Source organism: Hymenobacter chitinivorans DSM 11115, assembly GCF_002797555.1.
In the GTDB taxonomy this organism is placed as follows: Bacteria; Bacteroidota; Bacteroidia; order Cytophagales; family Hymenobacteraceae; genus Hymenobacter; species Hymenobacter chitinivorans.
The window spans coordinates 644,057-658,710 of the sequence record NZ_PGFA01000002.1 but is presented as its reverse complement, the minus strand read 5'-3'; the positions used below and the strand labels follow the sequence as shown (position 1 = coordinate 658,710).

Below are 14,654 nucleotides of genomic sequence, written 5' to 3'. Positions count from 1 at the left end.
CGGAAGTGGCAGGACCTCCAATTCGGCCCACCATGAAACCCTATAACGCTCCACTCGCCGAGGTGCTGCACGCCTGGCCCCGACTGCGGAGCCGCTTTCATGGGCAAAAGCAGATTTCCGAAGCGCAGCTCCTGACCGGTTTTACTCAGCTTGTTTCGGCCGTTGCCCCCGCCATCTGGCCCACCATTCGGCAGGAACTGCTGCGTAACGAGTTGTTGTACGAGGTGGGCGGAAACTGCTTTTCCTTCGAGGCACCGCTGGTAACCAGCGCACCCGGCACCATGCTGGAAACGGCCTGGCTGGGTGTATGGCAGCAGCTACAGGCTCATTTGGTGTTGCCGCTGGGCTGCTTGTGGTCCACACAATGGCTCCATCCCTACCTACCTGACTTGCCCGACCTGCTGGTGGTAGAAGTGAGTTGGGCTGAAGTGAACTACGCCCGGCAGGTGCTGGAAAACCATCAGGCCGAAGCAGCCGTTGCCACCACATCGGCACTATGCTCAGTGCTGGTGCGTGCCTGGCGCCCTAGTGCCCCCGTCCGCCGCGTCAAAGGCATTCCCACGGCCCGGCCTGAGAAAATGCTGGTCGACGTCGGGCAGATTCCCGAGCTTGCTCCCTTCGCGTCAGAAGCTGCGCTGAAGTCGGCTCTGACGGCTTTGCACGCCAGCGGCGGGCTGAACATGGACCGTCTCCGGCGCTACGCTGTGGCCTGCCAGTTGTCGGAGCAGTGGAATACCTAACTGCCACCCTTGTTAGCTGCATAGGGTGGCTTGTCACTCTTTAACATTACGTGCCCTCATCGGGTCCAAGACGGCGCCAACGACCCTTAATGCTTCATCCCCCGCATGCTGCTGGCCGGGCCTTTGCCCAACTGGTCCAGCGCGGCGCGGAATCCGGTGGCCAGCGGCGTAGCGGGGCCGCGCCCGTAGTAGTGCAGAAACATCATGCGCGGCGTGTCGCCCAGCATGTGATTATGCACGGCCACCACTTCTAGGTTGTGGGCGCGCAGGGTTTTAATTACGGGGTTGACTTCGTGCTCCAGCATGGCAATGTCGCCGGCAATGTGGGCGTCGTCTTGCCGACCGGCAAATGCCGCCCAGGAATTAAGGCCGATGGCAGCCGTCATTTCCGTGCCCATCATCAGGCACTGCAAGTCGTCGCGGCCCACGGTGTACTTGTAGGAGGGTCCGTTCACCACGCCTTTGTACTTCACCAGCGCATCGAGGGCGGCCAGGTCAAACAGCTCATTGCCCGTGAGTGGGCCCGCGGCGGGGGTGGCGTTGCCCGGGGTCGCCGGCCCCGGCGAAGCCGACTGCGGCTGGTTGGCAGGCAGCAGCTTGGAATCTTTGAGCGTGGCAGCAAACTTCCGGGCCAGCTCCACCGAGGCGCCCATGCCGGAAATATGCATGTAGTAGATGCGGGGCTCCTCGTAGAAGAAGTGGTTGTGCACGGCCCCGATTTCCAGCCCGTTGGCCAAGGCAGCCGACATTAGCGGGTTCACTTCTTCCTGCAGCAGCACCGTGTCGCTCATCAGCATCGCGGACTTCCCGTCCAGCGTGTGCTTGATGGCCACCCATCCGCCAAAGCCGAAGGCAATGGGTACCGGTTCGCCCTTGATTTTCACCTTCAGGTCGTTGCGGGGCAGGCTTATCAGGTGGGTGGCCTGCGCCTCGTTGTAGGTGCCCTTCTTGCCCAGCGCGGCATCAATGGCCGTCTGGTCGGCCTGGCTCAGCGGCGGGGTTTTGCCCGGAGCAGCAACGGATGCCGCGCTGGTCAGTGAGGGCGAGCCGCTCAGCAGCGTGGTGGCGCCCAACACCGCGGCGGCGCGCAGGGCCTCGCGCCGGGAAACAGAAGAATGAGCCATCGAACCGGAATAGAAAGAAACGTGAACGAATACGCCGGCTCAAAGCCGGTAAGCCAAGTTACGCTTACACACACACTGCGTTCAAGGTTGGAGGCACTGCCAACGTGCCCAGCCGCATTTCGTAAAAAGGCCGCACCTCTTTTCCACTGAAATATGAACACAACCTACGCATCCTATGCTTTCGCCCTGCTGCGCATCGTCGCCGGGCTGCTCTTCGCCATGCACGGCAGCCAGAAGCTGCTCGGTTTTCCCGGCGGCCCGCAGGTGCCCCTTGCCTCGATGATGGGGGTGGCCGGCATTATTGAGCTGGTGGGCGGCCTGCTCATCGCCGTGGGGCTTTTCGCCCGCGTTGCGGCGTTTCTGGCCAGCGGCGAAATGGCCGCGGCCTACTTCATGGCCCACTTTCCGCAAAGCCCGCTGCCCATCGTCAACAAGGGCGAGGCCGCCGTGCTGTTCTGCTTCCTTTTTCTCTACATCGCCGCCCACGGCGCAGGCATCTGGAGTTTGGACGGCCTACGCCACGGACGCCAAGTGGGAGAACCCGTCAGATCATGATCACCCGAATACACACCCTGCCGCAACGGCTCTTCCCGCCTCGGCAGCAGCCGTTGCGGCAGGGTGTGCCAGGGACTTTTAGCGGGTAGCTACACCGTCGGCTTTCGCAATAACATTGAATGTCAGCGTAAAGGCATCGTCAATGGCCTTGTCACCAATGCTTTCAAAGAAAGATTTGGACCGGTAGCGGATGTCGTACTTGGTGCGGTCGATAGTGGCTGTGCCCGAGGCCGCGGCGACGCCGCTTTTCACGCCTGCTTTGGCCGGAAAGCTCAACGGGTTGGTTTTGCCTTTGATGGTCAAATCGCCGGTGATGGTGACATTGTCGGCGTCTTTGGCAGCGCCTTTAATGGGCGTTACACTGGTGATAACGAAGGTGGCCGTGGGATTTTTGTCCACACCGAAGAAGTCGTCGGACTTTAGGTGACCCACCAGCCGCTCGCTCTGGTCGTTGTCCTTGATGGAGGTCATGTCCACGGTAAAAGTGCCGCCCACAATCTGGCTGCCTTTCACCAGCACCTGCCCGCTCTGGAACTGGACGGTGCCGTTGTGCTGACCGGTCACTTTTTTAGCCAGCCAGCCCAGCGTACTCAGCTGCGGCTGCAGCACGTAGGTGCCGGGCGTAGGCTTGCGTGATTCCGTAGCAAACAGTACACCATTGCGAGCAGCCAACGAGGGAGCTCCCAGCGCAGCCGCCGCGAGTAACATGAGTAAAATGCGCTTTTTCATGAGGGTTAAATTGAGGGGTTGCTGAAAGGCCACAAGTTAAGCGGCCAACTACTAACGCCCCCAGCCCACCCGCCGCGCAGTCCTCTGGCTTTGCTAGTTGCCCCGTGTGGCGCTTGCCCTAAGCCAGCCGAAGCCAGTGGCAGGCCGCTTCCAGGCTGGCCACCGGAATCTGGTGGCCGCCGGCAAATTCCGGCGGCCACTATGTTAAAGCATCCAAGCTCCGCTGCGCGTGGCTCTCCGGCCCCAGCCGCTGGTACTTGGTCGGCGTCAGCCCCGTCACCTGCCGAAACTGCCGCGACAAATTCGCTGGGCTGCTGTACCCGAGTTGCTGCGCCACCTCGGCCATGGTCTGCTCGCCGGACGCCAACAGAATCATGTTCGAATCTTGTATAATCTTGCTCCCGCCGCTTTCCTCCAAGTAGCCGGACCGGCACGTTTGCGCCCCAAAATCAGTTAACCAAGCACCGCCCGCCCTCATTGGCAGCACGTTGGCATCAGCAAGCGCCGAACCATTCACCACGCAAAGCGGTAAAAGGTCAGTTCAACTGCTCACGGGTTCTTTCCTACTTTTGCGGTTGTCCGTGTTTCATCCGGCTTGGTATGTTCCGTAGTCTCTTCCCCTTCCGCCGTTTGCTGGCGACGAGCTTCCTGCTCGTCTTCGTCAACGTGTTCGTGGGCCAGTGCTACTGCGCTACCATGAACCCGACCACTCGCGGCGGGATAATGGGCATGTCCAAAGGCAGCCACTGCGCCGAAACGCCTCCCGCTAAGCCCAGTCATCCCGGCTGCCACGGCCATGGCAAGACAGTCAAGAAAGACGTAGCCGGGCACTCGCACAAGAAATCCAGCCGCAGCCACGACTGCTGCAAAGACAAGTCGGCTTCGCTGCTCTCCTCGCTCACCACCCCGGGCCAGAAGCAGCTGCTCAGCCCCGTACCCGCCCTGCTGCCTGATTCCCAGGACTTTCAGTTCCGGCCCTTCGCCGGCCAGTGGAATCGCACTCTGGCGGTGCAGTTGGTGCCCCGGCGGCACCTGCCCCCCAAAATACCCGACATCCGCATTTTTATCCAGTCGCTGACTGTCTGATTTTTCCGACGCGCTAAGGCTCGCGCCGGCATAGCCATGCTATGTCCGGGGCGGGCCTTTTCGTTTGCCCGTCGCGCTGCCTAAGGCCGCCCACCATTCCCTTCAACTTCCGGGTTTTCCCTCTCCGCAATGAAAGATTGTTGCGAACCGGCCGCCGGCCCGCCACCCCGCGGTCCGTTCCGCCAGCTGCTGCGCGGCCTGCTCTACGTCGCGTTAGCCGCCGCCATTGGCTTCGTGCTCTGGCAGCAATTCCAGGCCTGAGCACCCCACCCGCTCGGCTTCCTCATCCCCAGTTAGTACATTTTTCATGAACCGTTTCCTCGTTTACCTGCTGGCCAGCGCCAGCCTCTTCACCGTCGCAAGTTGCTCCTCCGATTCATCGAGCAGCGCCACCAATACCGTCACCACACCCACAGGCACCGCGGCCGACAGCACCGCCGGGCACGCCGGTGGTCACACCTACGCCTGCCCCATGCACCCCGAGGTCACCAGCACTAAGGAGGGCGAGAAGTGCTCCAAGTGCGGCATGGCCTTGGTGCACAACGACCAGGTGAGCAACGGCAAAACCTACCAAATGAAGTTTGCGCCCACCCCTATGCGGATGGTCGCCGGCCAGCCCGTCACGCTCACCTACACGCCGCAGGAAGTCGGCAATGAACAAGCCCCCGTGCCGCTGGCCGTGGTGCACGAAAAGAAAATCCACCTCATCATCGTGCGCAAAGACCTCTCGGCCTTCTACCACGAGCACCCCGAGTACACCGCTGAAGGCAACTATCGCGCGCCCTTCACTTTCGCAACGGGTGGCGACTATGTGCTGTTTCAGGACTACACGCCCGACGGCAGCAGCCACCAGCTCGGCCGTCAGCCCGTCACGGTACAGGGCCCCAAGTACACGCCCGTCAAGTACAGCCAGGACCAGATGCAGTGGAGCCAGGACGGCTACCAGGCCACGCTTTCCTTCGACAAAGACCTGAAAGTCGGCCGGCTGCTGGCCATGAAAATCAACCTCACCAAAGGCGGCCACCCCGTCACTGACCTTGACAACTACCTCGGGGCCCTCGGCCACGTCGTGGTCATCAGTGAAGACACCGAACGGTACCTGCACGTGCACCCCAACGATCAGGCCGACAAAGGCCCCGCCATCGGCTTCAACACCAACTTCGAAGCCCCCGGCCTCTACCGCGTCTTCCTGCAGTTCAACCACGCCGGCACCATTCACACCGGCAACTTCACCGTCAACGTCAAAGCCTAACTCACCTCCCAACCCATCAAGCCCTAACCCATGAAAAAGTCCGCTTTCTTCCTCGCTTCCCTCTGTATCAGCACCGGCCTGTTCAGCAGCTGCGGCGACAGCAACAAATCTGCCGAAACCACCACTACGGCCACCACCGAAGCCAGCACCTCGGCTGATTCCGCCGGCAGCATGGCCGGCATGGACCACTCGGGCATGAGCCACGACGCCAACGCCTCGGGCATGATGGCCGTGATGACCAGCATGATGAAGAACATGGAGTCGTTCAAGCCCGCCGGCAACACCGACCACGACTTCGCCCACATGATGATGGCCCACCACCAGGGTGCCGTCGACATGTCGGCCTTGGAGCTCAAGGAAGGCAAAGACGCGACCCTGCGCGCCATGGCTCAGAAAATCAGCGACGACCAGCAGAAGGAAATCAAGGACCTCGAAGCCATTGCCACCCGCCTCGACGGCGCCCCTACCAACTACAAGCCCCAGGACCCCGCCGACCCGTTCACCAGCAAGATGAAAACCTCGATGGACGACATGATGAACATGGGCCAGCCCACCGGCAACGTAGACCAAGACTTCGCCGCCATGATGGTGCCTCACCACCAGAGCGCCATCGACATGGCCAAGGCCGAGCTGGCCCACGGCCGCGACACCAAGCTTAAGGAAATGGCCCAGGGCATGATTGACGCCCAGCAGAAGGAAATCCAGCAGTTCAAGGACTGGCAGGCCAAAAACGGCGGCAAGATGAGCGGCTCGGCTGCCGTCTACGAGTGCCCCATGGGTTGTGAGGGCAGCCGCAGCAACAAGCCCGGCAAGTGCCCCACCTGCGAAATGACGCTGGAAAAGAAAGCCTAACTAGGCGCCGGGGTCTTACCCACTCCCTCATTCGGAATACCCGCCCCGCGTCCACCACCAGCGCGAGGTGTATGCCTCTTCACTCTCATGCAAACACAACCAAGCACTTACAGGCCCGCGTGGCTGCTGATACTCCTGCTGGCCCTGTTTTCGGTGCCGGCCGTAGCCCAGCAGGTTGTGGTGCGCCCGGACAGCGCCGAAGCCCAGGCCCTGCGCCGGCACCCGCGCCTGCGCCAGTCCACCCAGGAAATTGAGGAGCAGCGCGCCCTCAAGCGCGGCAGCTTCTCGCTGCGCAACCCCGACTTCCTATTCTCCGCTCCAACAGGCGAACGGTGGGCCCCCGGCGTGGTGCAAACCATCGACTTTCCCACCGTGTACCGCCAGCAGGCCCGCAACGCCCAGGCCGGCATCGCCCTGGCCGAGCGCGGTCTCGACATGAACCGCGCCACCGTACGCCGCGACGTACGCCTAGCTTACCTGACCCTGCAAGTGAGCGAAGCCCAGGTGCGCCAGCTCACCTACCAGGACAGCCTGTACCAAGGGTTGCGCGTGGCCACCGACCGCCTTTTCAAAGCCGGCGAAGTCACGTCGCTGCAGCGCATCAGCACCGAGGCCGAAGCCCGCCAGGTAGCCAACCAGTTGGCCCAGGCCCAGGTAGACCGCCGCTCCGCCCAGCGCCGCCTCGGCCTGCTGCTTGGCCAGCCCGACGCCAACCTCACCACCGGCACTGACCTCCGCCGCACCGGCCAAGAGCTGGCCCGCATCGGAACTGAACTGCTTGGCAGCTTGCCCGTGCAGGACAGCGTTGCCCTCGCCCAGAGCCCTACGCTGGCTTACTACGCCCAAAACGTGGGCCTGAGCCAGTCGGGTATCAGCCTGGTGCGGGCCCGCCGTACGCCAGCCCTCACCGTGGGCTACCAGAACCAGGCCTTTGCAGATTCCCCCTTCAAGTACCGGCTACAGTTCGGGGTGTCAGTGCCCATTTACTTCTGGACGTACCGTTCGCAGCTGCAGGCGGCCACGGCCCGCACCAAAGCTGCCCAGGCGCAGGCGCAGGTGCAGCAGCTGGAGCTCGGCACCCAGTACCAGCAGGCCCTGGCCGACACCCGCAAGTTCGCCGCCTCTCTGGCCTACTACGAGCAAACCGGCCTGCCCCAGGCCACGGCCATCATCAGCCAGTCGCAGCGCCTGTTCCGGGCCGGTGAAATCAGCTACCTCGTTCTGATTCAAAGCCTCAACCAGGCGTTTACCATCCAGAATACCTACCTGACCACCATCCGCGACTACCGGCAGGCCCTCACCGAACTCAATTACCTCCGCGGCCAGTAACCCCAGCTTATGAGACCCTCCCTTAAAATCACGCTATTGCTGGTGCTGCTGGCCCTGTGGCAAGTCGGCCCGGCCCGCGCCCACGGCGGCGAGGACCACGGCGGCACCGCCAAAGCCTCCGGCGGTGCCTTCCCCACCACGTTTTCGGTAGCGGCCCTGTCCGAGAAGTTCGAACTGCTGTTGCGTTTCGAGCCCCTCGAAAAGGGGAAAGACGCTGACCTACGCCTCTTCATCTCCGACTACGCCACCAACGCGCCCATCAAAGGTGCCAAGGTCACCATCACCTGCCCCGAAGCGCCGGCCCTCAAGTTCGCGGTGTCCGAGAAAGAGCCCGGCAGTTACTTAGTCGAAAGCAGCTTTCCGGAGAACAAGAAATACAGCCTCGCCGTCAACATTGTGGCCGGCTCCCAAGCCGACCTGATGGCACTGCAGGGCCTGGAAGTGGGCAAGAAGCTGCCCGTAGCTCCCGAAGCCACCCACGCTGACGGGTCCATTTTCTCCTCCTGGAAAACCATTCTGGCCCTGGTCGGGGCCTTCGCCTTTGGCATCCTGCTCACCGTGCTGCTCATGCGTCGCCGCGCGGCTGCGCCCGTTTCCACCTCCACGCCTCCCGTTTATGAAAACCACGCCTAAACTCCTCGCGGCTACGGCCGCCGTGGCGGCGGTGCTCACCGTGCTGCTGCCCCCACCCACCCATCTGTTCGCTCATGGAGGCGAAGACCATAGCGCGGGTGCCCAGCCTACTGCCGGCGTGGGGCTGGTCGACGCCGTAGCCCTGCCCAAGGAAAGCCAGTTTCTCTTTGGCGTGCGCACCGCCCTTGCCGGCTATTCCGCTACCTACAACCGCCTCACGCTCTACGGCACCGTTTCTTCGGCCGCCGGCGGCGAGGGCCGCGTGATAGCACCCCAAACCGGGCGCATCGTGAGCCTCTCGGCTCAGGTGGGCCAGCCAGTTCGCGCCGGCCAGGCGTTAGCCATGGTCGACCAAACCCTTGACGCCACCCAGCAAATCGGCCTCAGCACCGAGCGGGCCAACGCCCAGGCTGAGCTGCGCGCCGCCCAGCAGGACTACGCCCGCCTGCAAAGCATTGCCGACATCGCCGCCCGCAAAGACGTGGTAGCTGCCGAGCTGCGCCTGCGCCAGGCCCGCCAGAACGCGGCCATCTACAATGGCCAGGCCAGCAGCCGCCGCGCCACCATCACCTCGCCCATCAGCGGCACCGTCGACGTGTTCAACCTCGCCGTAGGGCAGCAAGTCACCCAAGGCGACGAGCTGTTCCGCGTACTCAACCCCGGCAAGCTGCGCGTCACGGCCGAAGTTTTCGCCCAGGACCTGCCCAAAATCACGCCCGGCGCCCAGTTTCGGGTCGAAGGCCTGCAGGGTCAGGAAGGCAGTGCACCCGCCAAGTTGGTGGTGTTCAGCAACGCCGTAAATCCCGTGAACCAGGCCCGCCAGCTTATCCTTGAGCTCGATGGCGCCGAAGGCAATTCCTTCCGCGCCGGCCAAGCTGTGAACGTGCAGGTGGTGGGCCAGGCCGGCAACGGCCCCAAGCAGCTCGTGGTGCCCACCTCGGCCCTCACCGACCTCAATGGAAAGCCCGTAGTATTCGTGCACACCGACCCCGAAACCTTCAAAATCCGCTACGTGCAGCCCGGTTCCGCCAACGGCGAGCAAACCGTGCTGCTCGGCGGCACCGTGAACGAAAACGACCGGGTGGTAACCGTGGGCACCTACCAGCTCAAATCCATCTACCTCAACCAATAGCGGGATGCTCGATAAAATCATCCGCTTTGCCCTGCAGAACCGGCTGCTCATGCTGGCCTTCGCGGCGGGCCTGCTCATTGCCGGCACCTACACCGCGCGCCAGCTGCCCGTCGACGTGCTGCCCGACCTCGACCGCCCCCGCGTAACGGTCTTCCTCGAATCCCCCGGCATGGCACCCGAGGAGGTAGAAGCCCTCGTGACGCTGCCGGTCGAAACCGCCCTCAACGGCGCCACAGGCGTGTCGGCTGTTCGCTCCAACTCCGCCATCGGCCTTGGTCTTGTGTTCGTAGAGTTCGACTATGGCACCGACATCTTCACCGCTCGCCAGATCGTGGCCGAAAAGCTGCAAACCGTGGGCGAGCAGCTGCCCACGGGCGTCACGCCCGTGCTCGGCCCCATTTCCTCAGTCATGGGCCAGATTATGCTCGTCGGCATGTCCAGCAGCAACGGCCAGACCACCGCGGCCGACCTGCGCACCCTGGCCAACTACACCGTGCGCCAGCGCCTGCTCAGCATCCCCGGTGTGGCCCAGGTCATTCCCATCGGCGGCGACAACCTGCAGTACCAGGTGCTGCTCGACATGCCCCGCCTCAACGCCGTGGGCCTGACCGTGACGCAGGTAGAAGAGGCCCTACGCCGCTCCAACCTTAACACCACGGGCAACTTCTTCGACCGCAACGGCTCCGAAGTCCTCATCCGCAACCTCGGCCGCCTGCGCTCGGTGCAAGACATCGAAAACATTATCGTCGGCTACCGCGAGAACTCGCCCATCACTGTCAAGCAGGTGGCCAGCGTCGAGTTCGGTGCCCGCTTCAAGCGCGGCGATGGCAGCGTCAACGGCCAACCCGCCGTCATCCTCAGCATCGAGAAGCAGCCCGGCGCGGCCACCGTGGGCCTGACCCAGGCCGTGGAGAAAGCCATTGCCGAGCTGCAGCCCTCCCTGCCCAAGGACGTGCAGCTCAACACCCGCCTGTTCAAGCAGGCCGACTTCATCGAGTCGTCGATTACCAACGTGGAAGAAGCCCTGCGCGACGGCGCCATTCTGGTCGTCATCGTGCTGTTTGCCTTTTTGCTGAACGTGCGCACCACGTTTATTTCCCTGGTCGCCATTCCGCTCTCGCTGCTGGTCACGGCCCTGGTGTTCCGGGCCGCCGGCATCAGCATCAACACCATGACACTCGGCGGTCTGGCCATAGCCATCGGTGAATTAGTCGACGACGCCATCGTGGACGTGGAAAACGTGTTCCGCCGCCTGCGCGAAAACCAGCACCTCCCGCAGCCCAAACCCGCCCTGCAGGTCATCTACGCGGCCAGCTCCGAGGTGCGCAACTCCATCGTGTACGCCACCATCATCGTGGTGCTGGTATTCCTGCCGCTGTTTGCGCTGGAAGGCATGGAAGGCCGCATTTTCGCGCCGTTGGGCATTGCCTACATCACGAGCATCGTGGCCTCGCTCTTCGTGTCGCTCACGGTTACGCCCGTACTCTGCTACTACCTGCTGCCCAAGATGAAGCAGATTCGCGAAGCCGAGCAGGAAGGCCGCCTCATCCGCTGGCTCAAGGGCAAGGACACGCGCCTGCTGAATTGGGGCCTGACGCACCCCAAAGTCATTCTCACCACCACGGCCGTCCTCTTCCTCGCCGCCGCGGCCATGGTGCCCTTCTTCGGTACCGAGTTTCTGCCGCCCTTCAACGAAGGCTCCCTGACCGTCAATTTCTCGGCTCCGGCCGGCACTTCGCTCACCGAGTCCAACAAGCTCGGCACCTTGGGCGAGCAGCAGATGCTCAAGATTCCGGAAGTGGCCTACACCGCCCGCCGCACCGGCCGCGCCGAACTGGACGAGCACGCAGAGTCGGTGAACAACTCCGAAATCGAGGTGGCCTTCAAAACCGAAGAGGAGCTGAAAAAGGAGGGCCGTGAGATGCGCAGCCGCGACGAAATCCTGGCCGACCTGCGCCAGCGCCTCAGCCTCATTGCCGGCGTGAACGTGAACATCGGCCAGCCCATTTCTCACCGCCTCGACCACCTGCTCTCCGGCGTGCGGGCCCAGGTGGCCATCAAAGTCTTCGGCAACGACTTGCTAGAACTCCGTCGCTACGCAAATGACATCCGCAACGCCGCGAGCACTGTGCCCGGCGTGGTCGACCTACAGGTGGAGAAGCAGGTACAGATTCCGCAGCTGCTGGTGCGACCCCGCGACGCCGCCCTGCGCGCCTACGGCCTGGAGCGCGGTCAGGTAGTGGCCACCCTCGAAACGCTGTTTCAGGGCGATGTGGTATCCCAGATGCTCGATGGCCAGAAACGCTTCGACCTCATCGTGAAGCTGCCCGAAGCCCAGCGCAGCGACGTGGCCACCATCGCCAATACCCGTATCGAAACGCCGTCTGGTGCCCTTATCCCGGTGAGTCAGGTGGCCGATGTGAGCTATGAGCCCGGCCCTAACACCGTCAACCACGAAAACACCCAACGTCGCATCACCATCTCCATGAACGTGGCCGACCGCGACCTGGGCAGCACGGTCAAAGAAGTGCAGGCCCGCATTGCCCAGCAGGTCAAGCTGCCCGCCGGGTACTACCTCACCTACGGCGGCCAGTTTGAAAGCCAGCAGTCGGCTTCCAGCAAGATTCTCTGGCTAAGCCTGTTTTCGCTGGCCGGCATCTTCCTGGTGCTGTACTCGCACTTCAAGTCCACGCTCATGGTGGGCCAGATTATGCTCAACATCCCGCTGGCCCTTATCGGCTCGGTAGTGGCGGTGCTGCTCACCGGCGGCACCTTCAGCATTGCCTCGCTGGTGGGCTTCATCACCCTCACCGGCATTGCCTCCCGCAACGGCATCATGATGATTTCGCACTACATCCACCTCGTAGAACACGAAGGCGAGAAGTTCAGCAAGGAGATGATCCTGCGCGGCTCGCTCGAACGTCTGGTACCTGTGCTCATGACAGCCCTCGTAGCCGCCCTGGCCCTGGTGCCGCTCACGCTGGCTAAAGACGCGCCGGGCAAGGAAATCCTTTACCCCGTGGCCACCGTCATCCTCGGCGGCCTGCTCAGCTCCACCTTCCTCGACATCATCGTGACGCCGGTGGTCTTCTGGCTGTTTGGCGAACGAGCTCTAGCCCAGTACCGCCGCGGGCACAGCGACATCAGCCTCGATGCCCACCCGCAGGAGCTCGACGCCCAGCCACTCACGCCGCCCAACGACCTCAACCCCGTGCAGCCCGCCGTATAAGTCGGCATGCAGCACTATCCGGCAGCCTCTCGCTTTTTTGTCTCTTTTTCCAACCTTAACCCCCTTTCCCATGCACGCTCAAAACCAATCCCTCCTCGACGCTCTCAACGCCTGCATCGCTGCCTGTGAGCATTGCGCTACCGCCTGCCTGCAAGAGCAGGACGTGCAGATGATGGCGCGTTGCATCAGCATCGACCGCGACTGTGCAGACATCTGCGCCATCACCGCCCGCTTCGTGGCCCGGGGCTCGGAGCACGCCATGCACGTCATGCGCGAGTGTGCCGAAATTTGCGGCATCTGCGCCACCGAATGCGAGAAGCATGGTGCCCACATGCAGCATTGTAAAGAGTGCGCTGAAGCCTGCCGTCGTTGCGAACAAGCCTGCCGCGCCGCCATGAACTCGGCAGCTTAACCCAGTGCTGGTAGAAAAGCCGGCCCTATTCCATGAGACAAAACGCCCGGTTACCGGGCGTTTTTGTTTTTAACTCCAACCCACACCGAGCGCGAAATCATGCAAGTCCACGGCTTAATTCTGTAGCCTTGCACCTGCACGTTCTCTATAGTTTTGCCTGTTCTGTTTCCGTAGCCCGACGTGCTCGGGATTACCCAACCACTCCTGGCATGCAAACCCTCAAATTCAAAACCAACATCAACTGCGGCGGCTGCATCAAAGCCGTAACGCCCACCCTCAATGGCGAGAAAGCCATCACCTCTTGGCAGGTCGATACCGCAAATCCCAATAAGGTGCTGACTGTGACCGGCGATGTGACTGACGAGCAGATACTGGCTCTGGTGGAAGACGCCGGCTTCAAAGCTGAAAAGGCGTAACCACTCAACTATTCCTCACTACCACACGCAGGCTGGTACCACTGGTTCGAGCTCCTATTGCGCAGTAAGTAACCCGTCTGGATTCGTAATAAAGCTGGCTCTTGTCTGGAAGCATGTATACAGCTCCAAGCCAGAGCCAGCTTTCTAGCCCCGTGGTTCCCGGAAATAGTGCAGCAGCTACTGCTTGGACTAGGGCACCCACAGCTTGGTCCTGGGCCACGGTGCTCAACTCAGCAACGTCGCCTTTGATGTCGTCTAAGCTCATGATTGCTGCACACTGATTGTCGACAAGGGTGACGCTCATATGCCGACGTACACACAGGTTGTCATTCACTTGAGCTGAGAGCGTGTCTGCACTCTGACCCTTGTCGAGAGAGGACGTGTACGCTTGCCGCTCAAACAAGTCACCCCCCTGCCCCCCGTCAGGAAAGTGACTCTTCCGTGCCGCTCCTGATACAGCAACCAGAAGGTCGCTGAAGCACAAGTGAGAGTCGTTACAAGTCGTCGAAAAACGTTGCTCTCTTCAACCTTCATGACGAAGATCGACTAGCCCACCATGCCCGAAGAAACGGACATGGTGTTTTGCAGAAGCGGGTCAGGCAACTGCTCGTGCTTCTGCCCAGTGGCAGGAGTTAGGTTATTGTCCGGTACAAAACCACGCAAAAAAACCGAGTTAGCTATATTGGTACAGCAGGCGCAGTAGAGGAAAAGTTCTACTAGTGAACGGGACTCACACGGCTTCTTGCTGCTGTAGTGCTCTCTAATAATCTACGACATAATTCGGTCCTGTGCAACATGTGCCGCAAACAAAGCCGAAAATATTGCCCGACTTCGTTGCTGTATCCTTCGGCAGCGGAAGAACGATCTGTCTAAAACACAGTTCCCGGAGTAAAACTGCAGCGCGTGCACACGAGCAAGTAGGAACTCGAATCATGCCCTTTCGCCCCGACTTCCTGAGGTCACCGACTTCGAGGTTTGATAGTACATTAGATAGCTAACTCGGTCAACTGCTCCTCAATTAGGGTACTGAAACCTGTCGTACGTCAGCGATGGGCACCCACTTTCTCAACTGTTTCCCGCATCCTCATTCGGGTCTTACTGTTTGGTCAGGGGCGGCTTGTAATGTCTGGGTAAGTGTAGTAACTCTCCTCGACTGTGAGGTGCT

General features: G+C 61.7%; 15 protein-coding genes. 12 read left to right on the top strand and 3 right to left on the bottom strand.

The window, feature by feature from the left end:
- Positions 1–32: 32 nt before the first annotated feature.
- A complete protein-coding gene (locus CLV45_RS16440; protein WP_100337546.1) occupies positions 33–740 on the top strand; it encodes a DUF6577 family protein in 708 nt (235 codons plus the stop codon).
- Between the two features lie 86 nt (positions 741–826).
- On the opposite strand, the gene CLV45_RS16435 is transcribed toward CLV45_RS16440, so the two are convergent.
- Positions 827–1,864: a DUF1259 domain-containing protein gene (locus tag CLV45_RS16435; RefSeq protein WP_100337545.1), complete on the bottom strand. Its 1,038-nt coding sequence runs from the start codon at positions 1,862–1,864 to the stop codon at positions 827–829.
- Positions 1,865–2,017: 153 nt separating this feature from the next.
- On the opposite strand from CLV45_RS16435, the gene CLV45_RS16430 reads away from it, so the two are divergent.
- Positions 2,018–2,419: a DoxX family protein gene (locus tag CLV45_RS16430; RefSeq protein ID WP_100337544.1), complete on the top strand. Its 402-nt coding sequence runs from the start codon at positions 2,018–2,020 to the stop codon at positions 2,417–2,419.
- 78 nt (positions 2,420–2,497) lie between these two features.
- On the opposite strand, the gene CLV45_RS16425 is transcribed toward CLV45_RS16430, so the two are convergent.
- Both CLV45_RS16425 and CLV45_RS25620 read right to left on the bottom strand, forming a co-directional pair.
- Positions 2,498–3,148: a YceI family protein gene (locus CLV45_RS16425; RefSeq protein ID WP_100337543.1), complete on the bottom strand. Its 651-nt coding sequence runs from the start codon at positions 3,146–3,148 to the stop codon at positions 2,498–2,500.
- 199 nt (positions 3,149–3,347) lie between these two features.
- Complete coding sequence (locus tag CLV45_RS25620; RefSeq protein ID WP_211289954.1) at positions 3,348–3,524, bottom strand: helix-turn-helix domain-containing protein; 177 nt, start codon at positions 3,522–3,524, stop codon at positions 3,348–3,350.
- Positions 3,525–3,748: 224 nt separating this feature from the next.
- Between CLV45_RS25620 and CLV45_RS16415 the strand changes: the two genes are divergently transcribed.
- From CLV45_RS16415 to CLV45_RS16375, 10 genes are all read left to right on the top strand, one after another.
- Positions 3,749–4,234 (top strand): hypothetical protein, encoded by a 486-nt coding sequence (locus tag CLV45_RS16415; RefSeq protein WP_157807587.1) that lies wholly within the window; start codon positions 3,749–3,751, stop codon positions 4,232–4,234.
- Positions 4,235–4,363: 129 nt separating this feature from the next.
- On the top strand, positions 4,364–4,495 hold the full coding sequence (locus CLV45_RS25495; protein ID WP_262496888.1) for a hypothetical protein: 132 nt from the start codon (positions 4,364–4,366) through the stop codon (positions 4,493–4,495).
- A 46-nt stretch (positions 4,496–4,541) separates the two neighbouring features.
- Positions 4,542–5,486, top strand: coding sequence for a heavy metal-binding domain-containing protein (locus CLV45_RS16410; RefSeq protein ID WP_100337540.1), 945 nt, complete (start codon positions 4,542–4,544; stop codon positions 5,484–5,486).
- Positions 5,487–5,516: 30 nt separating this feature from the next.
- Positions 5,517–6,338 (top strand): DUF305 domain-containing protein, encoded by an 822-nt coding sequence (locus tag CLV45_RS16405; protein ID WP_100337539.1) that lies wholly within the window; start codon positions 5,517–5,519, stop codon positions 6,336–6,338.
- A gap of 87 nt (positions 6,339–6,425) precedes the next feature.
- Positions 6,426–7,667, top strand: coding sequence for a TolC family protein (locus CLV45_RS16400; RefSeq protein ID WP_100337538.1), 1,242 nt, complete (start codon positions 6,426–6,428; stop codon positions 7,665–7,667).
- Between the two features lie 9 nt (positions 7,668–7,676).
- Positions 7,677–8,300, top strand: a complete 624-nt coding sequence (locus CLV45_RS16395; RefSeq protein WP_100337537.1) for a hypothetical protein — start codon at positions 7,677–7,679, stop codon at positions 8,298–8,300.
- Positions 8,284–9,432: an efflux RND transporter periplasmic adaptor subunit gene (locus CLV45_RS16390; RefSeq protein ID WP_100337536.1), complete on the top strand. Its 1,149-nt coding sequence runs from the start codon at positions 8,284–8,286 to the stop codon at positions 9,430–9,432. The genes CLV45_RS16395 and CLV45_RS16390 overlap by 17 nt, the downstream gene beginning before the upstream one ends.
- Positions 9,433–9,436: 4 nt before the next feature.
- Entirely contained in the window at positions 9,437–12,661 is a 3,225-nt protein-coding gene (locus CLV45_RS16385; protein WP_100337535.1) for an efflux RND transporter permease subunit, read from the top strand.
- 70 nt (positions 12,662–12,731) lie between these two features.
- Entirely contained in the window at positions 12,732–13,073 is a 342-nt protein-coding gene (locus CLV45_RS16380) for a four-helix bundle copper-binding protein (RefSeq protein ID WP_100337534.1), read from the top strand.
- Positions 13,074–13,282: 209 nt separating this feature from the next.
- The gene (locus tag CLV45_RS16375) at positions 13,283–13,489 is read left to right on the top strand and encodes a heavy-metal-associated domain-containing protein (RefSeq protein WP_100337533.1); all 207 of its coding nucleotides are present in this window, start codon (positions 13,283–13,285) and stop codon (positions 13,487–13,489) included.
- Positions 13,490–14,654 lie beyond the last annotated feature (1,165 nt).